This window comes from Sphingomonas montana (genome assembly GCF_001956315.1).
In the GTDB taxonomy this organism is placed as follows: domain Bacteria; phylum Pseudomonadota; class Alphaproteobacteria; order Sphingomonadales; family Sphingomonadaceae; genus Sphingomonas_R; species Sphingomonas_R montana.
In genome coordinates this window covers 107561-132612 of record NZ_MOLY01000033.1, presented here as the reverse complement: position 1 = coordinate 132612, position 25052 = coordinate 107561, and the positions used below count along the sequence as shown (strand labels likewise).

At 69.0% G+C, this 25052-nt stretch carries 23 protein-coding genes; 13 read left to right on the top strand and 10 right to left on the bottom strand.

The features are described 5' to 3' along the window. Positions 1-134 precede the first annotated feature (134 nt). Positions 135-1220 carry an acyl-CoA dehydrogenase family protein gene (locus BKY59_RS09685; RefSeq protein ID WP_083672032.1) on the bottom strand — a complete coding sequence of 362 codons (1086 nt, stop codon included), beginning with the start codon at positions 1218-1220 and terminating at the stop codon, positions 135-137. 262 nt (positions 1221-1482) lie between these two features. On the opposite strand from BKY59_RS09685, the gene BKY59_RS09680 reads away from it, so the two are divergent. The 3 genes from BKY59_RS09680 to BKY59_RS09670 all read left to right on the top strand — a co-directional run bounded on the left by BKY59_RS09680 (position 1483) and on the right by BKY59_RS09670 (position 4315). Next, complete coding sequence (locus BKY59_RS09680; RefSeq protein ID WP_076070996.1) at positions 1483-2193, top strand: response regulator; 711 nt, start codon at positions 1483-1485, stop codon at positions 2191-2193. After that, positions 2190-3500 (top strand): ATP-binding protein, encoded by a 1311-nt coding sequence (locus tag BKY59_RS09675; RefSeq protein ID WP_076070994.1) that lies wholly within the window; start codon positions 2190-2192, stop codon positions 3498-3500. The genes BKY59_RS09680 and BKY59_RS09675 overlap by 4 nt, the downstream gene beginning before the upstream one ends. 107 nt (positions 3501-3607) lie before the next feature. After that, complete coding sequence (locus tag BKY59_RS09670) at positions 3608-4315, top strand: carbonic anhydrase (RefSeq protein WP_076070993.1); 708 nt, start codon at positions 3608-3610, stop codon at positions 4313-4315. 206 nt (positions 4316-4521) lie between these two features. Here the strand turns inward: BKY59_RS09670 and BKY59_RS09665 are convergent, their stop codons facing one another. From BKY59_RS09665 to BKY59_RS09645, 5 genes are all read right to left on the bottom strand, one after another. Next, positions 4522-5862 carry an efflux transporter outer membrane subunit gene (locus BKY59_RS09665; protein WP_338056530.1) on the bottom strand — a complete coding sequence of 447 codons (1341 nt, stop codon included), beginning with the start codon at positions 5860-5862 and terminating at the stop codon, positions 4522-4524. Between the two features lie 137 nt (positions 5863-5999). Beyond that, entirely contained in the window at positions 6000-7124 is a 1125-nt protein-coding gene (locus tag BKY59_RS09660; RefSeq protein ID WP_076070991.1) for an HlyD family secretion protein, read from the bottom strand. A 3-nt stretch (positions 7125-7127) separates the two neighbouring features. Next, positions 7128-8798, bottom strand: a complete 1671-nt coding sequence (locus BKY59_RS09655) for an MFS transporter (protein WP_076070989.1) — start codon at positions 8796-8798, stop codon at positions 7128-7130. Between the two features lie 120 nt (positions 8799-8918). Next, on the bottom strand, positions 8919-9893 hold the full coding sequence (locus BKY59_RS09650; protein ID WP_240500051.1) for a lysozyme family protein: 975 nt from the start codon (positions 9891-9893) through the stop codon (positions 8919-8921). Between the two features lie 180 nt (positions 9894-10073). After that, positions 10074-10832 carry a competence/damage-inducible protein A gene (locus BKY59_RS09645; protein ID WP_076071031.1) on the bottom strand — a complete coding sequence of 253 codons (759 nt, stop codon included), beginning with the start codon at positions 10830-10832 and terminating at the stop codon, positions 10074-10076. Between the two features lie 64 nt (positions 10833-10896). On the opposite strand from BKY59_RS09645, the gene map reads away from it, so the two are divergent. Together map and BKY59_RS17695 are read left to right on the top strand one after the other, a co-directional pair. Next, entirely contained in the window at positions 10897-11724 is an 828-nt protein-coding gene (map, locus tag BKY59_RS09640; RefSeq protein ID WP_076071030.1) for a type I methionyl aminopeptidase, read from the top strand. A gap of 57 nt (positions 11725-11781) precedes the next feature. Further along, positions 11782-12117 (top strand): hypothetical protein, encoded by a 336-nt coding sequence (locus tag BKY59_RS17695; RefSeq protein ID WP_076070988.1) that lies wholly within the window; start codon positions 11782-11784, stop codon positions 12115-12117. Between the two features lie 392 nt (positions 12118-12509). Here BKY59_RS17695 and BKY59_RS09630 read toward each other — a convergent pair whose 3' ends face one another. The 4 genes from BKY59_RS09630 to BKY59_RS09620 form a co-directional block, all read right to left on the bottom strand. After that, a complete protein-coding gene (locus BKY59_RS09630) occupies positions 12510-14771 on the bottom strand; it encodes an NADP-dependent malic enzyme (RefSeq protein ID WP_076070986.1) in 2262 nt (753 codons plus the stop codon). Between the two features lie 40 nt (positions 14772-14811). Continuing rightward, positions 14812-15720, bottom strand: a complete 909-nt coding sequence (locus BKY59_RS09625) for an ROK family protein (protein WP_076070985.1) — start codon at positions 15718-15720, stop codon at positions 14812-14814. Between the two features lie 192 nt (positions 15721-15912). Further along, positions 15913-16116, bottom strand: a complete 204-nt coding sequence (locus BKY59_RS17390; protein WP_129586329.1) for a hypothetical protein — start codon at positions 16114-16116, stop codon at positions 15913-15915. Positions 16117-16119: 3 nt separating this feature from the next. Next, positions 16120-16344, bottom strand: coding sequence for a DUF2188 domain-containing protein (locus BKY59_RS09620; RefSeq protein ID WP_076070983.1), 225 nt, complete (start codon positions 16342-16344; stop codon positions 16120-16122). Between the two features lie 167 nt (positions 16345-16511). Here BKY59_RS09620 and BKY59_RS09615 point away from each other — a divergent pair, with 167 nt between their 5' ends. The 8 genes from BKY59_RS09615 (at position 16512) to BKY59_RS09580 (ending at position 24984) form a co-directional block, all read left to right on the top strand. Beyond that, positions 16512-16865, top strand: a complete 354-nt coding sequence (locus tag BKY59_RS09615) for a helix-turn-helix domain-containing protein (protein ID WP_076070982.1) — start codon at positions 16512-16514, stop codon at positions 16863-16865. A 73-nt stretch (positions 16866-16938) separates the two neighbouring features. Beyond that, entirely contained in the window at positions 16939-17430 is a 492-nt protein-coding gene (locus tag BKY59_RS09610) for an ImmA/IrrE family metallo-endopeptidase (RefSeq protein ID WP_240500050.1), read from the top strand. Positions 17431-17555: 125 nt separating this feature from the next. Then, a complete protein-coding gene (locus BKY59_RS09605) occupies positions 17556-19631 on the top strand; it encodes a prolyl oligopeptidase family serine peptidase (protein WP_076070980.1) in 2076 nt (691 codons plus the stop codon). Between the two features lie 48 nt (positions 19632-19679). Then, complete coding sequence (locus tag BKY59_RS17690; protein WP_076070979.1) at positions 19680-20573, top strand: hypothetical protein; 894 nt, start codon at positions 19680-19682, stop codon at positions 20571-20573. Beyond that, positions 20558-21757: a S41 family peptidase gene (locus BKY59_RS09595; protein WP_076070977.1), complete on the top strand. Its 1200-nt coding sequence runs from the start codon at positions 20558-20560 to the stop codon at positions 21755-21757. The genes BKY59_RS17690 and BKY59_RS09595 overlap by 16 nt, the downstream gene beginning before the upstream one ends. Positions 21758-21829: 72 nt before the next feature. Then, positions 21830-23215: a dihydrolipoyl dehydrogenase gene (locus tag BKY59_RS09590; RefSeq protein ID WP_076070976.1), complete on the top strand. Its 1386-nt coding sequence runs from the start codon at positions 21830-21832 to the stop codon at positions 23213-23215. 61 nt (positions 23216-23276) lie between these two features. Next, a complete protein-coding gene (locus BKY59_RS09585; RefSeq protein WP_076070974.1) occupies positions 23277-23693 on the top strand; it encodes a hypothetical protein in 417 nt (138 codons plus the stop codon). A 43-nt stretch (positions 23694-23736) separates the two neighbouring features. Then, a complete protein-coding gene (locus tag BKY59_RS09580) occupies positions 23737-24984 on the top strand; it encodes a putative DNA modification/repair radical SAM protein (RefSeq protein WP_076071027.1) in 1248 nt (415 codons plus the stop codon). The last annotated feature ends 68 nt before the right edge of the window (positions 24985-25052 follow it).

Sequence of the window (25052 nt, the reverse complement as noted above, 5' to 3'; positions counted from 1 at the left end):
CACGCCGCCCGCGCCCAGCGCCTCGTCGTCCGGATGCGGGGCCAGCACCAGCCACGGCCCGAGTGCCGTGAGCGCGCCGGCGTCCAGTGTCCGCCCGCGCCGCACCAGGCGCGCCCAGTCGCGCTGCCCCGGCGCTACCACCACCGGTCGTCGCCCCAGCAATCCCGTTCGATCCACGCCGCCGCCGCGCGGTCGCGCGCCTGGTCCGGCACCGGCTGGCGCAGGTACAGCCCCAGGTCGCGCGTGATCCGGTCGATCCGGTTGCCCGTGAAGAACGACGCCGTCCCCACCGCCCGCGCCGCCGCCTCCATCGTGGCGAGGCCCGCCTCCTCCACCACGCCGCGCGTCATCAGCACCAGCGGCACCGCGTCGGCGTCGCCGCGTTCCGCCGCCTGCGCCGCGCGGTCCACCCACAGCGCCGCGGACCGGACCGCCACCACGCAGACCCCGAACCGCGCACGCTGGATGGCGTCGCCGTCCTTCTTCGCGCTGACCAGATGGTTACGATAGTGGCGCAGCAACGCCACGACCCCGCCCAGCTGCACTGCGGTGAAACGCCACGCTCCACCGCTGAACCGCGGCTCCGTCTCATACACGTCGCCACCGCCGATCAGCGCGGCGTCCGGCACCAGCATCCCGTCGAAATCGAACGCCCCGCTGCCCGTCCCCTTCATGCCCCGCACCGTCCAGCCGCTCAGGTCCGCGCGCCCGCCCGCCCCGCGCAGGTCTACGAACACCAGCCGCTTGGCCCCCTGCCCGTCACGCACGGTGATGAGCACCCGGTCGAGATGCCCCGCCCCGGTGGCGAAACTCTTCGCGCCGACCAGCCGCCAGCCGCCACCCTGGTTCTGCGCGTCGGCCACCAGCTCCATCTCCGGCACCGGCCCCGTCGCCCAAACGCCGAAGATCATCCCCGCCGCCAGATCGTCCGCCAGCATTGTCCGCTGTTCCGCGTTGCCATAGGCATTGACCAGCTGCGCGGCATTCACATGCCCTTCGAAGATGCGCCCCAGCCCCAGGTCCGCCCCGCCCACCAGCCGCAACGCCTCGGCCAGCGCCGCGGTCTGCGCCCCCGGCGTCACGTCCGCGAACGCCGTCGTCGCGCCCATGCCGCGCAACGCCGCCATCTTGATCGCGGGAAACGTGCCCTCCGTATCGGGGTCCACGCGGTCCCAATCCAGAACCGCGCGGCGCAACAAGGGCATCAGGTCGTTTGTCATGGCGATGGCAGGGGTCCTCGAGACTCCCAACCCGAACGGCGCACGCCAGCCGTCGTTCCAACATCGCTGTCACACGCGCGACCGTCCCCCGCGGATGCGGGGGCCCAGCTAAGTCCCAAACGCAACGTCAGAAAAAGACTGGATCCCCGCCTCCGCGGGGATGCGACCAGCGCACGCGTCCGCAGCCGCCCGTCACGGACACACCAGAGGCCAAGCCGCCCCCGGCATTGACCGCCCCCCGCCCCCCACCTAACCAGACCCGATGACAGCGCCCATTATCCTGCTGGTGGAGGACGACCCCGGCCTGCGCACGCTCACCGCCCGCGCACTCGGCGAAAACGGGTTCCAGGTCCGCCCCGCCGCCTCCGCCCCCGAAATGTGGATCGCGTTCGATGCCGGCCCGGTCGACCTCGTCCTGCTTGACATCATGCTGCCCGGCACCAGCGGCATCGACCTGTGCCGCCAGATTCGCCAGAAAAGCGACGTGCCGATCATCTTCGTCAGCGCGAAGACCAGCGAGACCGACCGCGTCATCGGGCTGGAACTCGGCGCGGACGACTATCTGCCCAAACCGTTCGGCACACGCGAACTGCTCGCCCGCGTCCGCGCCGTCCTGCGCCGCGGCGGGCTGGACCGCCGCCACGGCGAAGGGGGCGAGAACCGCGCGGAATTCGCCGGCTGGACGGTCGATTTCCCGCGCCGCGAACTGCGCTCTCCCACCGGCGCGGTCGTCGACCTGACCGGCGCGGAATTCGACCTGCTGTCCTCGTTCCTCGATCATCCGCAACGCGTCGTCGGGCGCGAACGGCTGATCGAACTGTCGCGCACCCGGCTGGCCGACGCGTCGGACCGCAGCATCGACGTGCTGGTCAGCCGGCTGCGCCGCAAGCTGTCCACCGCCGACGATCCCTCGCCCATCGTCACGGTGCGCGGCGCAGGCTACATGTTCAACGCGGTGGTCGAACGGAAATGAGGCTTGCGCGGCCCTCGCTCGGGCTGCTCGGGCAGATCTTCCTGATCGTCCTGCTGACGGTCGCGGTCGAATTCGGGGCCAGCACCTTCCTGTACGAACGGACCAGCCGGCTGTCCGCGCAGGAGGACGAGGCCCGCCGCGTCGCCGAACATCTCGTCATCGCGCGCCGCATGCTGGCGGACAGCCCCGTCGCGCAACGCCCCGCCATCGCCGAACGGCTGACCACCGATCGCTACGACGTACAGTGGCGGGCCACCCGCGCCACCCCGCCGCCGGTGCCCGCCGAACTGCGCGAAATGCGGTTGCAGATCGTGGCATGGGAACCGGTGCTGGCGCGCACGGACCTGCGCCTCCGCCTGAAATCGCCGGGGCGCAGCAACGTCGTCGTGGGCGCGCTCCGGCTGCCCGACGGCACCTGGATCGATTTCAGTACGGACGAACTGCTGACCGGCACCACGCTCGCCTTTACCCGCATCGTCATCGCGCTGCTGCCCGCGCTGGCGCTGATCGGCATCGGCTTCCTCGTGCTGCGCGTCACGCTGCGACCCATGCGGATGCTCGCCAACGCCGCCGACGCGATCGGCCACGGCGCGCCCACCACCCTGCCCGAACAGGGCAGCCGCGAAGTGCGGCAGGTTATCCACGCCTTCAACGACATGCAGGCCCGCATCCTGCAACTGATCGACGATCGGACGGAGGCGCTGGCCGCCGTCGGCCATGATCTGCGCACGCCGATCGCGCGGCTGCGGCTGCGCACCGATGCGGTCCGCGATCCCGCGCTGCGCACCGCGATGGACGGCGACCTTGCCGAAATGGAAGCGATGCTGTCCTCCCTGCTGGCCTTCTTCGGCGGCGACAGCGATCCGGAACCGGCCGAGCGGATCGACCTTGCCGTCATGCTCGCCACGCTGGTGGACGACGCGCTCGATCGCGGCCGCGACGCCGCCTATGACGGCCCCGATCATTTCGACGCGCACCTGCGCCCGCTGGAAATCAAGCGCGCGGTCGCCAACCTGGTGGACAACGCACTGCACTACGGCGACGCGATCGTCATCGGCCTGGTCGTCGCGGGGGACCGGATCCTGATCCGCGTCGACGATGACGGCCCCGGCATCCCGCCCGCCGAACTTGAAACCGTCCTGCGCCCGTTCGAACGGCTCGATCCCGCCCGCGCGCGCAATACCGACGGACTGGGGCTGGGTCTCGCCATCGTCGCGCGCGCGGTCGCACGGGCCGGCGGCACGCTCGTCCTCGCCAACCGTCCCGAAGGTGGCCTGCGCGCCGAAATCGCGCTGCCCGCCGGTTAGCAACGATTCCTTACGAACCATCCCTATCGCAGCAAGGTTGCTCCGGCATCCATGCCGCCGACCCGGATCGCATTCCCGCGCGCCGGACCCAGGATGGAAGCAGAACCATGAACGAGCTGATCGGTCGCGTCTTCGGCTTCGAGAAGACCGAATACAAGAATCGCAGCGGCCTCTACGCGAAACTCGCGTCGGACGGACAGAGTCCGAAGGCACTCATGATTTCCTGCGCGGACAGCCGCGTCGTCCCCGAACATATCATGCAGGCGGAACCCGGCGACCTGTTCGTCTGCCGTAACGCGGGCAACATCGTGCCGCCGCATTCGCAGAATAACGGCGGCGTCTCGTCCACCGTCGAATATGCGGTCGTGGCGCTCGGCGTGCGCGACATCATCGTCTGCGGCCACAGCGATTGCGGCGCGATGAAGGGCCTCGCCAATCCGGATGCGCTGGGCAAGATGCCGATCGTCGCTGGCTGGCTAAAGCATGGCCACGCCGCCGCACAGATTGTGGAGGACTGCTATCCGGGCCTCAACGCCGCGGACAAGGTCCGCGCGATCGCGATGGAAAATGTCGCGGCGCAGCTTGCCAACCTGCGCACCCATCCGTCGGTCGCGGCCGGCATCGCGCGCGGCGAAATCGCGCTGCACGGCTGGTTCGTCGACATCCACGCCGGCAACATCCTCGGCCTCGACGGCAAGACCGGCCGCTTCGTACCGTTGCGCGAAGACGACCCGCTCCCCGTCGCCGTCGAACAGTCCGCCCGCCACGCCTACGACGTCCCCGCAACCGTCGCCGTCATGGAAGCCGCGGAGTAACGGCCGTCCGACCTGTCCCACCCATCATCGCAGCGAAAGCCGGGATGATGGGTGGGACTTCCGCACACCCCGCTTAAACGGATTCGATCACTGATCCGTTTGGTTCGAGCCTGTCGAGAACCCTGCGCGGTGTTCTCGACAGGCTCGAACCAAACGGGGTCGGGGCGCAGGTCTGGCCCCCAACGGGTCGCGCTCTGCTCTCGAACCTACTGCCCCCAGCCGCCGCCCAGCGCCTGGTACAGCGTCACCACCGACGTCAGCCGGTCGGTCCGCGCCTGGATCAGCGTCAGATCCGCGGTCAGCAAGCCGCGTTGCGCGTCCAGCTGCTCGATATAACTCGCATATCCCGCGCGATACCGGTTCGTCGCCAGCCGCAATGCCTGCGCCAGCGCCTGCCGCTGCAACCCCACCGCGTCCGCCTGCTCGCCCGATCGGCGCACGCCCGCCAGGCTGTCGTCCACCTCGCGGAACGCGGTCAGCGCCGTCCCGCGATAGGCGAACGCCGCCGCATCGCGCCGCGCCGCGGCCCCCTCCGCCCCGGCACGCACGCGCCCGCCGTCGAAGATCGGCCCCAGCACGCTGCCGCCGACCGAGAACAGCGTCACCGGCGCCGCGATCAGCGACGACAGCGCGAGGCCGGCCGACCCCGCCAGGTTCAGGCGCGGCAGGAACAGGGCGCGCGCCGCCGACAGGTTAAGGTCCGCCGACACCAGCCGATATTCCGCCGCCGCAATATCCGGCCGCCGCCGCAGCAGTTCGGACGGCAGTTCGGACGGAATCGCCGGCGGCATCAACTGCGCCAGCGTGCGGCCCCGCGCGATCGGCCCCGGCACGCCGCCGGTCAGCACCGACAGCGCATTCTCCTGCCGACTGATCGATAATTCGACCTGCGGCACCAGTTGCGCCGCCGCCTGATATTCCGCCTCCGCCTGCCGCAGTTCCAGCAGCGACGTATAGCCCGTCAGCGCGCGCCGCTGCGCCAGCCGCAACGCCTCGTCCCGCGCGACCAGCGTTTCCCGCGTCGTCTGCAACCGCGCATCCAGCGCGCGCAGCGTGATATATCCGTTCGCCGTCGTCGCGGCGACCGACAGCGCGGTCGTGTCGCGCGATGCTTGCGCCGCGAGCAGATCCGCCCGCGCCGCACGGCTCAGCGTCGCCAGCCGTCCGAACAGGTCCACCTCATACGCCACCTGCACCCCCGGCTGCCCGACCAGCCCGTCGATACCGGTCCCCAGCGCCGTCAGCGTCCGCTGTTCGGCCACGCTTGCGCTGCCGTTCAGGCTGGGCGACAACGCCGCGCGCGCCAGCCGCTGGTTCGCCCGCGCCTCGGCGATCCGCGTCGCCGCCACGGCCAGGTCGGTATTGTTGACCAGCGCCGTCTCGACCAGGCCGGTCAGCACCGGATCCCCGAACCCGCGCCACCAGTCCGCTCGAACCGCCGTCGTGGCGGCAAACTGCGTCCGCCACCCGGCTGGCGCAGTCACTGCGGCTTGGGGCGGCGCTGCGGGCCGAGGCCCCGCACAACCGGCGATGAGGAGTGCGACCACGATGCCCGCAAGCCCTCTCCCCCCGGGGGAGAGGGTTGGGAGAGGGGATGACGCCAGGTGAAACGCCCGACGCTCCGCGCTGACCTCCCCTCTCTCCCCAGCCCTCTCCCCGCAGGGGCGAGGGGGCAGAATTACCCTCACCGCCCCGTATCCACGCGCGCTTCGACCGACATCCCCGGCCGCAATCGGCGCGCCAGCGCCTGTCCCGGATCGATCGCGATTCGGACCGCGATCCGCTGCGGCACCTTAACGAAATTGCCGGTCGCGGTGTCGGTGCGGATGATGCTGAACTCGCTGCCCGCCGCCGGCGACAGATTCTGCACCCGCCCCGTCAGCTTCGCGCCGCCCAGCGCATCGACCGCAAAGCTCGCGCGCTGCCCCGCCGCCATCTTCGCAGTCTGCGCTTCCTTGAAATTGGCGATCACCCACATCTGTTCGGGCACCAGGAACATCAACTGCGTCCCCGCCGTCACATATTGCCCCACGCGTCCGCCGACCTCGCTCAGCGTCCCCGCCTGCGGCGCGCGGATGATCGTGTTGGCCAGGTCGATCCGCGCCAAGTTCAGCGCCGCGTCCGCCCCCTCGACCGCCGCGGCCAGCCCGCCGCGGCCCACCGCCACCGATCGCACATCCTGCTGGCCGATCGCGCGGGCGGCCTCGGCCTGCTGGACCGCCGCCTCGGCCTGCAACAACGCCGCGCGGGTCTGGTCGCGTTCGCGCAGAGACACCGATCCGTCGCTCGCCAGATCCTCGACGCGCGCCATGTCGGCCTGCGCCCGCACCAGTTGCGCCCGCGCGCCCGCCACCGCCGCATCCTGTGACTCCACCGCCGCCTCCCGCGACCGGCGCTGTTGCGCGCTGTTGTCCAGCGTCGCCTGCTGCGCGGCCACAGTCGCCTGCGCCTGTTCCACGCGCTGGCGGTAGATGCGGTCGTCGATCCGCACCAGCATCTGCCCGCGCGTCACATGCTGGAAATCCTGCACCGGCACCGCGACCAGATATCCCGCCACCTGCGGGCTGACGACGGTAACCTGGCCCCGCACATAGGCATTCTCGGTCGCCTGGATGTCGGACGTGAACGGCGGCAGCCGCCACGCATACAGGATCGCCGCGATCCCGCCCGCCACCAGCAGCGCGATCAGCAACAGGCTGCCTAGGCTCTTGACCGGCGGCCGCCACCCGCGCGGTGCGACCATAGCAGGTCCGGCGACGGGGGCCGCACCGGGTGCGACGGGCTGGGTTTCGGGGTCTGCGTCGGCCATGGTTCAACTCGTGGCGGCCAGCGCGGCCCGGCGGCGGGCACGCTGGATGCGGGTGATGTGGATCGACGCCCATAGCATGGTCGCCAGCGCGATGACCCCGATCAATCGGAACACATCGTCGTAGGCCAGGATATTGGCCTCGCGCGTCAGCGACTGCCCGATCAGCGCGACGCCTTCCGCCTGCCGCAGTGTCGCATCGCCGATCACGCGCCCCAGCCCCGCCCCGCCCGCATTCACCCGCGCCGCCACGATCGGGTCGGCCAGCGACACCTGATTGCCCAGCCGGACCAGATGGACCCGCGTCTGCACCGTCTGGAACGTGCCGATCAGCGCCGCACCGATCAGCCCGCCCATGCTCTGCGTCACGCTGAACAGCACCGAAAAACTCACGAAATGCGATGGTCCGGCCATCAGCGCGCGGGTCAGCCCGACCAGCAGCGCCGGCCCGATGAACAGCAGCGCGGCAAACCCCAGGATCGCCTGGCTCGCATACATTTGCGGCGGGCGCGTCAGGTTGGTCGCGCCCATGTCCATGAACGCCCCCAGCGCGATCAGCCCCAGCGCGATCAGGATCGGCTTGCCCAGGAAATTCGGGTTCAGCGTCACCGCCCCCACCACCATCCCCGCGATGCTGGCGATCAGGATCACGACGAACAGCCCGCGCATCTGTTCGTTGCCCAGCCCCAGCGTGGTCAGCAGCCCGACCGCCCCCGTCGTCTGTTCGGCCAGCACGACGCGCGTCAGGATGGCGACCAGCGCGAACCGCAAAATGTCGCCGCTGCCCAGCCAGCGCGTGTTGAGCAGCGGGTTCGCCCGCCGGTGCTCGATCGAAAACCCGACCGTCAGCAGCACGATCGCCGCACAGAGCGCATAGCCCAGCCACGGCGTCTGGAACCACCACAGCACGCGCCCCAGCCCCAGCACCGCGACCAGCAGCGCCAGCCCCGGCGCGACCAGCGCGAACGTCAGGAAATCCTGTTTCTCGAACGCCTTGAACCGTTCGCCCGGCGGCAGCGGCAACCACCGCACCGCCGCCAGCGACAGCAGCGCCAGGCCGAGTTCGAACACGTAGAATGTCTGCCACTGCCCCGCCTCCAGCAGGTCGGACGGGAACAGCCGGGCCAGCGGCACCGCCAGTTGCGGGATGCCGACCGCGAACACAATACCCTTCAGCCGCCATTCCGGCTTGAACGCCTGCATCATGTAGAGCAGCCCCAGCGTCGACAGCGACGCCGCCGCGATCCCGCTGAACGCGCGCACCACGATGGCCGACGCGAAACTATGCGCCGCCAGATGCCCCGCGGTGGCCAGCACATAGCCGACGAGGAAGATCTGCACGAACAGCCGCAGGCCATATTGCTGTCGGAACTTCACCAGCAACAGCCCGCTGACCACGTTGGTCATGACATAGACGGTCGGCAGCCACGCCGCCTCCGCCGGGTACAGCCCCAGTTCCCCCTGCAGGCTCGGCAGGTTGGCGGTGACGATCCCGTTGCCCAGCCCACCGGTAATGCCGACCAGCGCCGATATTGCAGCAAAGCCCAGCCGCCGCGACATCGGGTGCGCCGGGCTGGCGGGCGACCCGGGGATCGGCGACCGCTCATGCGGCTGCGGCACCCAATCGTCGTCCGCGCTCCGAAACCACCGCCGCCCGCGCAGGCTCGCCGGGATCATGCGGGATGGGGCCGGTTCATGGCCGCAAGATAGGACCTGCACGCCGCCCTGTCATCGCCCCGTCACCGGACACCGGCCGCCGGACCGGCACCTCCCGGGTCAGGCCGATCGCCCCCGTCCTCAGACGAACCCGCCCCCGCGCTCCCCGTCGCCGTCCCCATCCAGCGGCGTCGTCGAAACCAGCATATAGGCCAGCATCGCAAACTTCGGATCGGGCCGCATCATGTTCATGCGCTGCTGCGCCGCCTGCCCGCCCAGCGCCAGCATCGTCTCCGCCCCGGACATAGCAGGCACCTGCCTACCGGCCGCGGTCGATGCCGGCACGTCCACCCGCCGCATCGCGGTCACCGTCTCGCCGGCGCCGATCCCGACCCCCGCACCCGGCGCATAGGTCGCCATCCGCACCGGATTGTCCGGCGTCCCGTCGCCGATCCCCGGCCCGCCCCCGCCCCCGCCCGCGCCCTCGATCTTGCGCGCCATCAGCTGGTACACCTGCGCCAGGCTCCGCGGCTCGCCCGACTTGCGGTAGAATATGCCGCGATTGGCGCCCGCCTCGCGCGGGAATACCGACGCGGCGCTGGCATCGGGATAGCTGTCGGCCGCCTTCAGGAACCGGCTCGCCCCCTGCAACCCCAGGAAATGCGCGAAATACAAATCGGCCTTGCCCGGCACGCGGCCCAGCACCTTCGACAGCCCGGCCGCATTGTCGCTGGCGAACTCGCCCGCCATCAGCGCGGCCGCCTGCGGATCCTTGCGCAGCGCGAACACCTGCGCCCGCGCCGCCGGGTCCACCGTCCAGCGCCCGCCGCTCCGCTGGATCGCGTTCGCCGCCCAGCCATAGCCATGCTCGGTCCCATGCGTCTTCAGCACGCCCAGCCAGCTCTGGTCGATAAACTGGTACAGCCCCGCCGCCGACGACGTGCCTGCCTGCGCATTGGGGTTCAGTCCGCTCTCGGTCTTTGCCTGTTGCAGCAGATAATCGAACGCCACACCGGTCCGCTCGGCTGCATGCGCGATCGCCGCCCGCACGGACGCCTTGCCCGTCTCGGCAGAACCCAGCGCAAAACCCGGCGTCGTCAGCCGCGGTGCCGTCATGATGTTCGCATGCCCATGTCACGATCCGGCATGGCGGAAGACGCTTAAGACGCCGTAAAAATGGACCGACCGAACAACGGAAAAGCCCTTCCCCTTCAGGGTAAAGGCCAACGCCAATCACGATCCAATCGGATCATCATTCCGGTCGTCAGCGCCGATCGATCTTGCCCCTGAATATCTTCAGATCCCCCCGTCGGTCGCGACATGGCCCAGTTCCGCCAGCCGCGCGACCAGGTCCTCGGCGCATGCGTCCAGCGCGTCCTGCTCCGTTGATCGCACGACGAAGTTCGCGCCCACCCGCCCGTCGCGGAAGAAGGGGTAACTGCCGATCTGGCACGCCTTGTGGTCGCGCTCCGTCTCGCGCAGCGCGTCGGCAATCTCGCTTTCCGGCACCATGCAGCCCACCGTCCGCGACAGCAGCGGCCGCCCGCCCTCCAGCTGCCCCGACAGCGCCTCCAGCATCAGGCCGGCGATATGCGGCACGCCCGCCATGATGAAGATATTGCCGTGCCGGATGCCCGGCGCGCCCGACATGCGGTTCTCGATCAGGTCCGCCCCCTCCGGCACCCGCGCCATCCGCAGCCGCGCAGGGTTCAGCCCGCCGCGCGTGGCGTAATAGTCCTCCAGCACGGCACGCGCGTGGGGATGCACAACCACCGGCACGCCCAGCGCTACCGCGATCGCGTCGACCGTGATGTCGTCATGCGTCGGCCCGATCCCGCCGGTGGTGAACAGATAGTCCGCCTTCGCGGTCAGCGCGCGGACCGCCTCCACGATCACCGCCTCCACGTCGGGCACCACCCGCACCTCGACCAGCCGGATGCCCTGCAGGTTCAGCCACAACGCCACCTGCGCGACGTTCTTGTCCTGCGTCCGGCCGGACAGGATTTCATCCCCGATGACGAGGAGGGCGGCCGTCCAGATGCGTGTATCGGTCATGCGTCGCGCCATAGCCGGTTCGGTCATGCTCGCAAAGCGGCGAACGGCGCGCTATATCGCCGGCATGAACGAATATCAGGTCATCACTGCTGCCGACCCGGTCATCCGCGACGGCGCGATCAAGCTGTACGATGCCGACGGATTTGCCGGCATGCGCCGCGCCGGTCGGCTGGCGGCGGAAATCCTGGACGCGCTGGTGCCGCATGTCGTGCCCGGCGTCACCACCGCCGCGCTCGACCGGATCGTGGCCGACATGTGCCGGGCCGCGGGCGCGGTGCCGGCCACGCTCGGCTATCGCGGTTATACGCACAGCAGCTGCATCTCGATCAACCACGTCGTCTGCCACGGTATTCCGGGGCCGAAGACGCTGAAGGACGGCGACATCATCAATGTCGACGTCACGCCGCTGCTCGACGGCTGGCACGGCGACAGCAGCCGCATGTACCTCGTCGGCGATGCGTCGGTGAAGGCGCGGCGGCTGGTGGAGGTCACCTATGAATGCCTCATGCTCGGCATCGCCGCCGCGCGGCCGGGCGCGACCATGGGCGACGTCGGCCATGCCATACAGGTCCATGCCGAAAAGCATCGCTACGGCATCGTCCGCGATTTCTGCGGCCACGGCGTCGGCCGCGTGTTCCACGACGTGCCGGAGGTCGTCCACATGGGCCGCCCCGGCACCGGGCCGGAACTGAAACCCGGCATGATCTTCACGATCGAACCCATGATCAACATCGGCCGCGGCGACGTGAAGGTGCTGGACGACGGCTGGACGGCGGTCACGCGCGACCGCTCGCTGTCCGCGCAGTTCGAACATTCGATAGGCATCACCGACGACGGGTGCGAGATCTTCACGACCAGCCCCGCCGGGTTCCACGTGCCACCCTATGCCTGATCGAACGTTTCCGGCCTGTCCTGCGTTGGCCATCGAAGATCGTTCTGGAGACCCGAAATGCGCGCCCTGATCCTCCCACTGTTGGCCTTGGCCACTCCGCTTGCCGCCCAGACCACGGATGCCGCGCCCGTGCCGTTGCCTGGTGCTGAAACGACGCTCACCCTGAACGCGAAGATCCTGGCCGAACTCCGGGCCCAGGCCGCCAACCGCGCCGCGCAGGCCGCGCAGTACAAGGGCGCCGTCGCCGTCCGGAATCAGGAGACGCTCGAGGTCCAGCGCATCGCCGAGGAAAGCGAAGCCGACTACGCCGCCCGCGTCGCCGCCTGGAAAGCCAAGACCGCCGAAGCCTGCAAGGCCGGCAATACCGAGGCCTGCGCGAAGCTCGGGAACTAGATCTAGACCTGGATTTCGCCCGGACGCGGGCTCGCGAACTGCCATCATCGCAACGACGACGACCCGCCAGCCAACACGACCGTCATCCCGACGGAAGTCAGGATCCATCATCACTCCGCCGGACCCGGCCTCTGCCATAGTGATGACGACCACCGGCATGCGTCGGCGTCCCGTCATCCCGGCGCAGGCCGGGATCTCGCTTGGGCCGGGGGTGAACTCTCCGCCGTAGCAAGCACCCGGCTTTCGCCGGGATGGCGCGACCGAAGCGGACGGGCCGACCACGCCTGGCGAAGTCGGCACCTTCCGCCGCGCGCGGCCGGGGGGCGCTAGGGCCGTCTCGACTGCGCTTGGGAGGGCTCAACCGGGAGCCATCTCGCTTCCCGGCAAGATTCCTAACCCGCCGCCACTGCCAGCGCGGTCATGTTCACCACCGTCCGCGCGGTCGCCGCAGAGGTCAGGACGTGGATCGGCTTCGACATGCCGAGCAGCATCGGCCCGACCACCAGCCCCTCGGCCGACGCGGCCAGCAGCGTCATCGAGATATTGGCCGCATCCAGCGTCGGGAAGATCAACAGGTTGGCGCTGTCCTGCAACGCGCTCGACCCGACGATGCGTTCGCGCAACGGCGCGCTCAGCGCCGCGTCGGCGTGCATCTCGCCGTCGATTTCCAGCTCCGGGTCCATCGCGCGGATCAGCTTCAGCGCCTCACGCATCTTGCGCGGCTGGCGCGTGTTGGATGCCCCGAAATTGCTGTGCGACAGCAGCGCACCCTTCGGCACGATGCCGAACCCGCGCACCGCGCGCGCGGCCAGCACCGCCATCTCGGCGACTTCCTCGCAACTCGGGTCGACGTTCATGTGCGTGTCGCAGAAGAACAGCGTGCGTTCTCCCACGATCAGCGCGGTCATCGCCGACACGCGCGTCACCTCCGCCCGCCGCGGGATGATCGGCAGGACATAGGCGGTCTGCTGCCACCAGTCCGCGCTGCCCCCGCACAGCGCGGCTTCGACATGGCCCGTCTTCAGCAGCATCGCCGCCGCCACCGCCGGCCGGTTGCGTAGGCGCCGTTCGGCCGCCGCCGGCGTCACGCCCTTGCGATCGACCAGTGCCTGATATTGCGGGACCAGCGGCGCGAACAGTTCGTGATCCAGCGCCGGATCCACGATCTCGACATCCTCGCCGCTCCGGATGCGCAGGCCCAGCGCCGCGATCCGTGCTTCGATCACCTCGCGTCGGCCGACCAGCACCGGCTTGGCCAGCCGCTCGTCCACCACGATCTGCGCCGCGCGCAGGATCCGCTCGTCTTCCGCCTCGGCATAGACGATCCGCTTCGTCTCGGTCCGCGCGCGTTCGAACACCGGCGTCATCAGCTGGTTCGACCGGTATGTGAACACCTGCAGTTTGCGGCGATACGCCTCAAAATCTGTGATCGGGCGCGTCGCGACACCGTCCGCCGCCGCCGCCCGCGCCACTGCGGGCGCAACCTCCGTCGCCAGCCGCGGATCGAACGGCGCGGGAATGATGTGCCCCGGCCCGAACAGCAGCGACCGCCCGCCATAGGCGCGCGCCACCGTCTCGTCCGGCTCCGCGCGGGCCAGCGCCGCGATCGCCTCGACCGCCGCGATTTCCATCCCCGGCGTGATCGCGGTCGCCCCGCAATCCAGCGCCCCGCGGAAGATATACGGGAAACACAGCACGTTGTTGACCTGGTTCGGATAATCCGACCGCCCGGTCGCCACGATCGCATCGGGCCGGTGCTCGGCGATCAGTTCGGGCAGGATCTCCGGCTCCGGGTTCGCCATCGCCAGGATCAGCGGCTTGTCCGCCAGCAGCGGCAGCCATTCCGGCTTGAACACCCGCGGCGCCGACAGCCCGAGGAAGATGTCCGCCCCCGCGATCACGTCGCCCAGGTTGCGCGCATCCGTCTGGTGCGCATAACGCGCCATGTTGGGCAGCATGTCGGTTTCGCGATCGGCATAGATCACGCCCTTGATGTCGGTGATCGTGACGTTCTCGATCCGCATCCCCATCGCGACGAGCAGGTCGACGCACGCCAGCGCCGCCGCCCCGGCTCCGGACGTCACCAGCCGCACATCCTCGATCCGCTTGCCCTGCAGCAGCAACGCGTTGCGCACCGCGGCCGCCACCACGATCGCGGTGCCGTGCTGGTCGTCGTGGAACACCGGAATGTTCATCCGCGCGCGCAGCTTCGCCTCGATCGCAAAGCATTCCGGCGCCTTGATATCCTCAAGGTTGATGCCGCCGAACGTCGGCTCCAGCGCGGCCACCACCTCGACGAAATGGTCCGGATCGGTCGCGTCGACCTCGATGTCGAACACGTCCAGCCCGGCGAATTTCTTGAACAGGACGGCCTTGCCCTCCATCACCGGCTTGCCCGCCAGCGGCCCGATATTGCCCAGCCCCAGCACCGCGGTCCCGTTGGAGATCACCGCGACCAGGTTGCCGCGCGCCGTCAGCTCGCGTGCCTGGTCCGGATCCGCGACGATCGCCTCGCACGCCGCGGCGACGCCGGGGGAATAGGCCAGCGCCAGGTCGCGCTGGTTCGCCATCCGCTTGGTCGGTTCGACCGACAATTTCCCCGGCTGCGGATACCGGTGATAATCGAGCGCCGCCTGCCGGAAATCATCGTCCATGCCGTACCGTTCCTCATGCCTGTCGTCGCGCACCCCTGCTCTAGGCGGCGACGTCCGCGATTGCCAGCCTCGCCAGTGCGATCGCGCCCATCGGCCCCGCCATCGCGCCCAGTTCCGGGCCTGACACGAACCGCTCGATGTCCCCCGCCACCCGCTCCGCATGCGCATAACCGCCGAGGCTCTCGACCAGCGCGGCGCGGATCCGCGGGATCAGATGCGGCTGCCCCACCGGCACGCCCCCGCCCAGCAGGATGCGCTGCGGCGCGGTGGTCAGCACCAGATTGTGCAGCATCATCGCCAACGCATGGACCACCCCGTCCCACGCCGGATCGTCCGGGGACAGCCGCTCGGCCGCCCGCCCGCTGCGCGCCGCGATCGCCGGCCCCGCCGCCAGCCCCTCCACGCAATCGCCATGATAGGGGCAGTGCCCCGGCCAGTCGTCGCCCGCCATCCGCGGTATCCGCAAATGCCCCGCCTCCGGATGCCCCAGCCCGCGCACCGTCTGGCCATTGACGACGATCCCGACCCCGATCCCCGTGCCGACCGTCACATAGGCGTGGCTCGCCAGCCCACGCGCCGCCCCCCAGCGCCCCTCGGCCAGCGCCGCCCCCGCCACGTCGGTGTCCAGCATCACCGGCAGCCCGGTCGCGGCGACCAGCGGCCCGACGATATCGACCCCCGACCACCCCGGCTTCGGCGTCCGCACGACATGGCCATAATCCGGAGCGTCAGGGTCCAGCTCCAACGGCCCGAAACTCCCGACCCCCAGCGCCCGCGCCCGCGTCCCCACGTCCCATTCGCGCAGCACGTCCACGATCCGCCCCAGCGTCGCCCCCGGCGCCCCCGTCGCGATCCGCTCCGTCGCCACCACCTGACCCGGCCCGGCCGCCAGGATACACACACACTTCGTTCCGCCGAGCTCGACGCCGGCATAGAGAGGTTCTGTCATGGGAGTGTTTTGGGACACGGTGTGGTGGGGATGCAAGCGTCGGTTGAGGCACAGGCCTGTTACCGTCAGTCAGCGCCCGCGTTCAAAGCCAAGTCCGCGCAAAGCCCCAACCGTGAGCCAATATTCGGAAACCATCAAAAAAAGGGCGCCATCTGATAGATCGCGCCCCAGAGACATTCAGAAAGGCTAGAGCTACTTCCCCAGACGATCAGCCATTTTTTCAATCGCGTTCGCGTCGCCTTCAGCAACGTAGCCTTGAGAGGTCTTTCTAACCTTTACTCCAGGAGGTGCAGCTGCCTTGACCTGCGCATCCATAGCCAATCGAACGGACTTCTCGAACTCACGACCGAGTTGCCCAGACGAAGTGATGTTCTTTCCATTAAAGGTCAGTTTCATCACTTATCCCTTTGGTGGAAACGGATCGTTGCCGTAGCTCCAGCTTTCACGGAACTGGCCGTTACTGCCCTGGATACGAAGTTCGGCGGCTTGGTTGCGGGCGATCTCACGCCCCATTCCGATAGCCTCGGCCTGGGTTTCGCAACGCGCGGTCAGGCGAGAATTACCCTCCCCACGAACGCCCCAACCATTCCCATTGCGAACAACATACTGGTTCTTACCGCTCATCTTCTGCTTCCTTTATATCTGGCTGAATCACCGAACGCTTGACACTTAAGCGTGCATCTGATTCACCGTCTTAGACATAAGGCAGTTTCAGCCGTGAGGCGACTTGTCTTACTGGAGAGACGCTACTGGTGCGTTGGATTCGAGTCAACGCTGTTGTTGGAGATTTTATGACCCTTCCGATTGAGGAACTGGGCCGACTGATAATTCGTAAGCGGGGTACACGAGGTATCCGAGCGGCGGCGGCTGACGCGGAGGTCAGTCCTGCAACATTATCGAGGGTCGAGAATGGCAATCTGCCGGACTTGGCGACGTTCGCTAAGATTTGCCGTTGGTTAGAGGTAGATCCCGCACGTTTTCTTGGCGTGGAACGTGAGGCCTCTGTGGCAAGCCCCGGGCGTGCAGTAGCTCATTTTCGTAAGAAGCCGACGGTATCGAAAGAGACTGCGACATCTCTTGGCGCGCTAATTCTTGCTGCTCAAAGAGCGCGTCGAGCTCGTGCGGAGCTGGAGCGCGAGGAATAAAATGAGACGTGGGTTCAAGGCGGAAGCGGAACGTCGGTCGGTATCCGCACGTGTCAGTCTCGGGCTAGACCCCATGGCGCGGCTCTGCCCCTGGGAGTTTGCTGATACGCTTTCAGCCATGGTGTTCGGCGCCGACGAGCTCGATTTAGAACTAGAGCACGCTACCCAGCTGCTTCGGACCGACCCAGATAGCTGGTCCGGCATGACCCTGCTTGAAGAAGGCACGCACGTTGTAGTCTTAAACTCTACGCATCCGCGAACCAGGCAAACTGCAACGCTTATGCACGAACTTGCACATATTACCCTTGAGCACATCCCGGCCGAGGTGACCGTGTCTCCCAGCGGGCTACTTCTCTTATCTGATTATTCTCCTGAACAAGAGGATGAAGCCGATTGGCTTGGGGCAGCATTACTACTGCCTGAGCAAGCTCTGCTCCGGGACCGTAGTTGCGGCTTGTCCGTTTCCAGTATTGCAGCCGAATTTGGCGTGAGCGAAGCACTGTGTCATTGGCGTTGTCGAATGACCGGGGTTGAAAAGAGAGTTGCGTTGCGCGCTCGGGCTTGAGAATCAACATGGACCTAGTGTTTGGCTCATCGCTTTCGTTGACGCTGCTCACCGAAATCAAGTCCCCACCTTCCCCCCACACCCATCACAGGATACGCTGACCCCTCCCTCCGGAAAGGTCCCGCATGATTGCTCTTGCCCTGCTGCTGCTCGCCGCGACGCCCGATCCGCTGGCCTATACCGAACAGGTCGAGGGGGTGCAGGCGCTGGCGCAGGTGCGGGGGTGGAATGCGGCGACGCGGACCGCGCTGGAGGCGACGCCGGGGTTCGCCGCCACGCGCGCCCGCGCGCTTGGGCTTTTGCAGGACGATGCGCAGATCGCGACGCCGCAGATCGCCGGCGACAATGTCCTCAACCTGTGGCGCGACGCGAAGAACCCACGCGGCCTGTGGCGCATCTCGCCACTCGCGGCGTTCCGCGCGGGCAAGCCGCAGTGGCGCACGCTGATCGACGTCGATGCGCTCGGCCGGGCGGAGGGCAAGAGCTGGGTCTGGCACGGCGCCACCTGCCGCGCGCCCGCCTATGACCGCTGCATGGTCTCAATCGCCGACGGCGGCACCGATGCGGGGGTGGAGCGCGAATATGACCTCGCCGCCGGCCGCTTCGTCCCCGGCGGCTTCACGCTGCCCGCCGCCAAGAGCGACGTCGCCTGGGGCCCGGGCGATAGCCTGTACGTCGCGACCGACTACGGGGCCGGCACGCTCACCACCTCCGGCTATCCGCGGATCGTCAAGCGCTGGGTCCGCGGCACCGCTCTCGCCGCCGCCCCCGTGGTGGGCGAGGGGCGCGCCACCGACGTGCGGGTCGGCGTCACCACCATCGTCGACGGCACCACCGCCTGGCCGCTCTACATGCGCGGGCTCGACTTCTACCGGTCCGAACTCAGCCACGTCGCGCCCGACGGCCGGCTCGTCCCCTCCCCCCTCCCCGCTGACGCCGATGTCCAGGACGTCATCGACGGCCGCCTGATCGCCAAGCTGAACAGCGCGTGGGGGTCCCAGCCGCAGGGCGCGCTCGTCGCCTACCGCATCGCCGACGTGCTGGCCGGCCGCCCGGTCACGCCCGAACTGGTGCTCGCCCCCACCCGCGCCCAGGCGATCGAGGAGGTCTCCGCCGGCAAGTCCGTCCTGTGGGTGAAGCTGCTCGACGACGTGTCGGGCAAGCTCGTCGCGCTCACCCGCCCCGCCACGCCCGGTGCAACCGGCTGGACGCAGACCGCGCTCCCGCTCCCCGCCAACGCCACCGTCCATCTCGACACCGCATCGGGCGCGCAAGACCTCGCCTTCGCCACGGTGGAGGGCATGACGCTGCCCCCCACGCTCTACGCCATCGCACCGGGCGCTAGACCGACGGTCGTCCAGGCCCTCCCCGCCCGCTTCGACGCGAAGCAGTTTTCGGTCACGCAACGCTTCGCCACGTCGAAGGACGGGACGAAGATCCCCTATTTCCTCGTCCGCCGCGCCGGCGCCACCGGGCCCGTCCCCGCGCTGATCCACGCTTATGGCGGGTTCAAGGCAGCGCAGACGCCGACCTACCTCACCGAACAACCCTACCGCGCCGGCCCGGTCGGGCTGTTCTGGGCGGAACAGGGCAATGCCTATGTCCTCGCCAACATCCGCGGCGGCGGCGAATATGGCCCCGCCTGGCACCAGGCCGCGCTGCGCGAGAAACGCCAGAACGCCTATGACGATCTCCACGCCGTGGCGGAGGACCTGATCCGCACCGGCGTGTCCGCCCCGCGGAAGATCGCGGTGTCCGGCCGCTCCAACGGCGGGCTGCTCGTCGGCGTCGCCATGACGCAGCGCCCCGACCTCTACGGCGCGGTCGTGATGGGATCGCCGCTGATCGACATGCAGCGTTACTCCCACCTGCTGGCCGGCGCATCGTGGATGGGCGAATATGGCGACCCGGACGTCCCCGCCGACTGGGCGTTCATCCAGCGCTACTCGCCGTTGCAGCAGTTGAAGCCCGGCGTCCGCTACCCCGCGCCCTTTATCTACACATCGACCAAGGACGACCGCGTCCACCCCGCCCACGCCCGCAAGTTCGCCGCCCGCCTGGAGCAGCTCGGCGACCGCTTCTATTATTCCGAGGCACTCGAAGGCGGCCACGCCGCCGGCGCCGACCGCACCGAGGATGCCCAACGCGCCGCGATGATCCTCGCCTACCTCAACCGCGAGCTGGGCGGCCCGCCGCGTTGATGACGGTATTCAGCGCAGCGTCATGCCGACCATGACCATCGTGCCCGCATGATCGCCGCGCTGACCGCCCTCCTGCTCGCCGCCCCCACCGGCACGCTGACGCTCGACCGCGCCGACCCGGTCGTGTCCGCCACGATCGACAACGTGCCGCTCCGCCTCCGCGTGGCCCTGGACCAGCACGCCGTGGTCGAACTCAACCCCGACGCCGCAGCCAGCCTGACCACCCTCAAGTTCGAACGCGACGGCGGCGCCCAAGTCGGCCGCATCTCTATTCCCGGCCGCGTCGCCCGCGCGCGCCTGATCGTCGCCGGCCGCAAGGTCGACGTCACCGCCTCCAGCTACCCGCGCCCCTGCTGCACGAACGTCGACGGCGAAATCGCGCCCGACCTCCTCCCCTTCGCCGAACTCCACTTCACCTCGCCCGCCGCCACCACGCCCACCCGTACCGTCAACTTCGCCATGGAACGCAGCGAGGATCTCGGCCTGTTCACCCGCGCCCGCACCCCCGGCGGCCCGGTCCTGCTCCTCTTCACGCTGAACCATGCCGCAACGCTCGCCACCGGTGCGGGGGCCGCCGTGCTCGCCCGCGGCGGCGCGGGCCGCTTCACCGCGGAGACCGGCACCGAAACGCGCGCCTTCGGCATCCCCCGCCCGGTCCGCACCATGCTGCTCGACCGGCCGGTGGCGATCGCCGGCTTCACGATCGCCCGGGCGCAGGTCCGTACCGCGGATTTCCGGGGCGACAACGCGCTGCCCCCGGTTCCCGGCGTCGATTCCGCCCCCGATATCGTAGCTGGCGACATCCGCGTCACCGCCCGCACCCCGCCGCCGCAACGCGCGATATCGGCGGTCACGCTGGGCCGCGACCTGCTCGATGCCTGCCCGGACATCCGGTTTGAAACCCGCACCCGCCGCCTGACGCTGCGATGCACGGCCCCCTGATCGCGCCCACCACGCGTCGCGCGCTGCTGGCGCTGATCGCCGGCCTGTCGCTCGCCGCGGCGGCACCGGCGGCCGTTGCAGACGCAAACGCCCGCCTGTTCGACCGCGTCTGGGACGAGGTCGACCGCCGCTACTGGGACCGCGCCCGGCTGGGCGAAGCCTGGAACACCGCCTACGCCCGCTACCGCCCGCAAGCGATCGCCGCCCCGGACGAAACCGCGCTCTACCGCATCCTCTCCGCCATGCTTGCCACGGTCGGCGACAGCCACGTCTACATCCGCACACCCGGTGCCGTCCGCCGCGATGCCGATGCGGACGCCGGCGCGGACAGCGCGCAGTTCGGGCTGTCCGCCTGGCCCACGGACGGCGTCTGGCGCGTGCTGGCGGTCCGCGCGGACGGTCCTGCGGCGGCGGCCGGTGTCCGGCCCGGCTGGCTGATCGACAGCGTGGACGGCCGCCCGGTCGACGACGACTGGCACCCCCGCGCCGGGCAACGGGCGCGCTTCGCCTTTCGCGACCTGGCGGACCGGCCTCGCACGCTGGATCTGGTCAGCACGCTGCTGCCGCCCGAACCGGCCCGCCGGGCCACGCGCTTGGGGCACGACGTCCTGCTGCTCGCCTTCGACGTCTTCGCGGGTGGCGAGGATCGCTGGATGGTGGACGAGATCGCCGCCGATCCCCCCGCCGCGCTGATCCTGGACCTGCGCGAGAATGAAGGGGGCGAGGCGCTGTCCGTCGCGCGCGTCGCGGGGCTGCTGTTCGATCGGAAACGCACGCTGCTGAACCGCGTCGCGCGCGGCCGCACGCTGGCCGTGCCGATCGTTGGGGCCGGCCGCCGCAGCTTTGCCGGTCCGCTCGCCGTGCTCGTCGGGCCGCGCAGCGCCAGCGGTGCCGAAATCCTGGCCGCGCTGGTGCAGGACAGCGGGCGCGGTGTCGTCGTCGGCGGCACCACCGCCGGTGCCGTAACCGGGGCCGCGCGCACGCTGTTGCCCGACGGCGGAGAATTGTGGGTGGCGGTGTTCGACATCCGCACCGCCAACGACGTCCGGCTGGAAGGGCGCGGGCTCGTCCCCGCCTTCCCCGTCGTCCAGTCGCTGGCCCAGTTGCGCGCCGGGATCGATCCGGTGCTGGCCCGCGCGCTGGCGCTGCTCGCGGGGCACACCGCGGTCCCTGCCGCGCCGTGAACCCTTTCGCTGTGCGTCCGAGAGGGACATAGCGGCGATTTCGGGCGTTGGTCGCTAATTCGGGAGAGTGAAATGCAGCGCATCGACTGCGACGTCGCCATCATCGGGGCCGGCTCCGCCGGGCTGGCGGCCTACAAGGCGGCTGCCGCGACGGGTGCGCACGCCGTGGTGATCGAGGCTGGACCGGATGGCACCACCTGCGCCCGCGTCGGGTGCATGCCGTCCAAGGCGCTCATTGCGGCGGCCGCCAGCATCCACCATGCGCGCCAGGCGGCATCGTTCGGCGTGTCGGTCGGTACGGTCGGCGTGGATGGACCCGCGGTGATGGACCGGGTGCGCCGCGAGCGCGACTATTTCGTGGCGTCCGTCATGGAAGACGTCGCCGCGATCCCGGCCGATCGCTACATCCGCGGCCGCGCGCGCTTCACCGCGCCCGACCGGCTCTCGGTCGACGGCGGGCCGGAGATCGCACCGCGCGCGATCGTCATCGCCGCCGGGTCCGCGCCGAAGCTTCCCGACATACTGGATGCCGTGGCCGACCGCGTCCGCACCAGCGACACGATCTTCGAAATCGCGACTCTGCCGGCGACACTTGCCGTGCTGGGCGCGGGGGCGATCGGACTGGAACTGGCCGCCGCCTTCGCGCGCCTGGGGACGCGCGTGACCGTGATCGACAAATCGGACGGGATCGCTGGCATCGCCGATCCCGACGCCGAACGGGTGGCGCGCGACCGACTGGCGCAGGACTTCACGATCCATCTGGGTGCGGACCTGACCGCCGCCGAACCCGTTGACGGCGGCGTCCGGCTGGCGTGGGACGGCGATGCGGCGGGCGAGGACAGCTTCGAACTCGTCCTTGCCGCCGCCGGCCGCCCCCCGGCGCTCGACATGCTGGGCCTGGACGCCAGCGGGCTCGACCGCGACGACCATGGCACCCCGCATTTCGCCGCCGCCACCGGCCGCTGTGGCGATTCGATGGTCTTCATCGCCGGCGACGCGCGCGCCTGTCGTCCGGTCCTGCACGAGGCGGCCCGATCCGGCCGACTGGCCGGGCACAACGCTGCCCGACCGGACGACCTGCGCCGCGATCCCATCCTTCCGCTACTCGCCATCACCTTTACCGACCCGCAGATCGCCGTCGTCGGCGTCGAATATGACGAACTGCCGGACGATGGCGTCACCGGCACGGCCAGCTTCGGCGACAATGGGCGCGTCCATGTCGAGGCACGCAGCGATGGCTTGGTGCGGCTCTATGCCGATCATGACGGCGGCGTGCTGGGGGCCACCATCGTCGGCCCGGATGCCGAACATGTCGCCCATCTCGTGGCACACGGCATCGCGTCCGGCCTCACCCTCCACGAACTGGCGGATCAGGCCTACTACCACCCGACCACGGCGGAGGTGCTACAGAACGCGGCGCGCGATGCGCTGTTGAAGCTCGACGCCACGGACGCATGACGTTCATCCTGCGCTCAGCCGGTTGCGCGCCTGATCCGGTGGTTCATATCGGAGAAGATCGATGAAGACGCCCGCTCTGCTCTGGCTGCTGCTGGCGGCGACCACGGCTGTCCCCGCTTCGGCGCAGGACATGCCGAAAGTCAGCGGCACGCCGCCCGAACGGATTTCGCAATTGACCGTCTACGGCAAGGATCCCTGCCCGCGCAGCACGGGGGAGGAAATCATCGTCTGCGCCCGCGTGCCGGAGGGGGAACGCTATCGCGTGCCGAAACCGCTGCGCAACAAGCGCAAGACCGACCAGCCCGCAATGGCTTGGGGTGCCCGCTCGCTCGACCTCGAAAATGTCAGCCGCCAGGGTCTGCCCGGCAGTTGCAACACCGGCGGATCGAACGGGCAGACCGGCTGTTTCCAGCAGTTCCTGGCGCAGGCCCGCGCCGAACGTGACCTTGCCCGGCGCGAGGCCAAGAATATCCCCTGACCGCGATCTGGACATCGCCCTTCACAGAACATAGATGGTACAGATGGCGCAACTCGACACCCGCGGAAAGCTCGCCATCCTCGCCGATGCCGCGAAATACGACGCATCCTGCGCCTCGTCCGGTACTTCCAAGCGGTCCAGCGCCGGCAAGGAGAAGGGGATCGGATCGACCGAGGGCATGGGCATCTGCCATGCCTATGCACCCGACGGCCGGTGCATCTCGCTGCTGAAAATCCTGCTGACCAACAGCTGCATCTTCGACTGCCATTATTGCATCAATCGCAAAAGTTCGAACGTCCGCCGCGCGCGCTTCTCGGCGGAAGAGGTGGTGAACCTCACGCTCTCCTTCTACCGCCGCAACTATATCGAGGGTCTGTTCCTCTCGTCGGGCATCATCAACACGCCCAACTACACGATGGAGCAACTGGTCGAGGTCGCCCGATCGCTGCGCGAGGATCATCAGTTCCGCGGCTACATCCATCTGAAGACCATACCGGACGCCGATCCCGAACTGGTCCGCCAGGCCGGGCTGCATGCCGATCGCGTGTCGATCAACGTCGAACTGCCGACCGTCGGCGGATTGAAGCGGCTCGCGCCGGAGAAGTCGGCCGATCGCATCGACGGCGCGATGAAGGAGATGAAGACCGCGATCGAGGACGGCCACGACGCGCGCAAGAAGTATCGCGCCGCCCCCAAATTCGCGCCGGCCGGCCAGTCGACGCAGATGATCGTCGGCGCCGACAGCGCGAACGACGGCGATATCGTGACGAAGGCGTCCACCCTTTACGACCGGTTCAGCCTGCGCCGCGTTTATTATTCCGCGTTCAGTCCGATCCCCGACGCCTCCGCCATCCTTCCGCTCAAGCGCCCGCCGCTCATGCGCGAACATCGGCTGTACCAGTCGGACTGGCTGATGCGCTTCTACGGTTTCCTGCCCAGGGAAGTCGTCGCCGCAACCGGGGCGGACGGCATGCTGCCGCTCGATATCGACCCCAAGCTCGCCTGGGCGCTCAAGTTCCGCGAAACCTTCCCGGTGGACGTCAACCGCGCCCCGCGCGAACTGCTGCTCCGCGTCCCCGGGCTTGGCGTGAAGGCCGTCAACGCGATCATCGCAAGCCGGCGCTGGCGTGCGCTCCGGCTCGACGATGTCGGCCGGCTCACCGTGTCGATCACCAAGGTCCGCCCCTTCATCGCCGCCGCCGACTGGAGCCCCATCGCGCTCACCGACCGAGCCGACCTGAAGACGCAGATCGTCCCGAAGAAGGAACAGCTCGAACTCTTCGCGGCTTAGGCCCCCGTCCAGGTGGCGGAAAGCACTCGATCCGTATGGACGCCGGGATCCTGTGCCGCCAAACGCAA

Excerpts from the sequence above, each read along its gene's own strand:
- BKY59_RS09650 (WP_240500051.1), bottom strand. The coding sequence starts at position 9,893 with ATGACGGCACCGCGGCTGACGACGCCGGGTTTTGCGCTGGGTTCTGCC.
- BKY59_RS09655 (WP_076070989.1), bottom strand. The coding sequence starts at position 8,798 with ATGATCCCGGCGAGCCTGCGCGGGCGGCGGTGGTTTCGGAGCGCGGAC.
- BKY59_RS09685 (WP_083672032.1), bottom strand. The coding sequence starts at position 1,220 with ATGACAAACGACCTGATGCCCTTGTTGCGCCGCGCGGTTCTGGATTGG.
- BKY59_RS09615 (WP_076070982.1), top strand. The coding sequence starts at position 16,512 with ATGACCCTTCCGATTGAGGAACTGGGCCGACTGATAATTCGTAAGCGG.
- BKY59_RS09630 (WP_076070986.1), bottom strand. The coding sequence starts at position 14,771 with ATGGACGATGATTTCCGGCAGGCGGCGCTCGATTATCACCGGTATCCG.
- BKY59_RS09610 (WP_240500050.1), top strand. The coding sequence starts at position 16,939 with ATGGCGCGGCTCTGCCCCTGGGAGTTTGCTGATACGCTTTCAGCCATG.
- BKY59_RS09660 (WP_076070991.1), bottom strand. The coding sequence starts at position 7,124 with ATGGCCGACGCAGACCCCGAAACCCAGCCCGTCGCACCCGGTGCGGCC.
- BKY59_RS09605 (WP_076070980.1), top strand. The coding sequence starts at position 17,556 with ATGATTGCTCTTGCCCTGCTGCTGCTCGCCGCGACGCCCGATCCGCTG.
- BKY59_RS09590 (WP_076070976.1), top strand. The coding sequence starts at position 21,830 with ATGCAGCGCATCGACTGCGACGTCGCCATCATCGGGGCCGGCTCCGCC.
- BKY59_RS09645 (WP_076071031.1), bottom strand. The coding sequence starts at position 10,832 with ATGACCGATACACGCATCTGGACGGCCGCCCTCCTCGTCATCGGGGAT.
- BKY59_RS09595 (WP_076070977.1), top strand. The coding sequence starts at position 20,558 with ATGCACGGCCCCCTGATCGCGCCCACCACGCGTCGCGCGCTGCTGGCG.
- BKY59_RS17695 (WP_076070988.1), top strand. The coding sequence starts at position 11,782 with ATGCGCGCCCTGATCCTCCCACTGTTGGCCTTGGCCACTCCGCTTGCC.
- BKY59_RS09620 (WP_076070983.1), bottom strand. The coding sequence starts at position 16,344 with ATGAGCGGTAAGAACCAGTATGTTGTTCGCAATGGGAATGGTTGGGGC.
- BKY59_RS17690 (WP_076070979.1), top strand. The coding sequence starts at position 19,680 with ATGATCGCCGCGCTGACCGCCCTCCTGCTCGCCGCCCCCACCGGCACG.
- BKY59_RS09680 (WP_076070996.1), top strand. The coding sequence starts at position 1,483 with ATGACAGCGCCCATTATCCTGCTGGTGGAGGACGACCCCGGCCTGCGC.
- BKY59_RS09625 (WP_076070985.1), bottom strand. The coding sequence starts at position 15,720 with ATGACAGAACCTCTCTATGCCGGCGTCGAGCTCGGCGGAACGAAGTGT.
- BKY59_RS09670 (WP_076070993.1), top strand. The coding sequence starts at position 3,608 with ATGAACGAGCTGATCGGTCGCGTCTTCGGCTTCGAGAAGACCGAATAC.
- BKY59_RS17390 (WP_129586329.1), bottom strand. The coding sequence starts at position 16,116 with ATGAAACTGACCTTTAATGGAAAGAACATCACTTCGTCTGGGCAACTC.
- BKY59_RS09585 (WP_076070974.1), top strand. The coding sequence starts at position 23,277 with ATGAAGACGCCCGCTCTGCTCTGGCTGCTGCTGGCGGCGACCACGGCT.
- BKY59_RS09675 (WP_076070994.1), top strand. The coding sequence starts at position 2,190 with ATGAGGCTTGCGCGGCCCTCGCTCGGGCTGCTCGGGCAGATCTTCCTG.
- BKY59_RS09580 (WP_076071027.1), top strand. The coding sequence starts at position 23,737 with ATGGCGCAACTCGACACCCGCGGAAAGCTCGCCATCCTCGCCGATGCC.
- map (WP_076071030.1), top strand. The coding sequence starts at position 10,897 with ATGAACGAATATCAGGTCATCACTGCTGCCGACCCGGTCATCCGCGAC.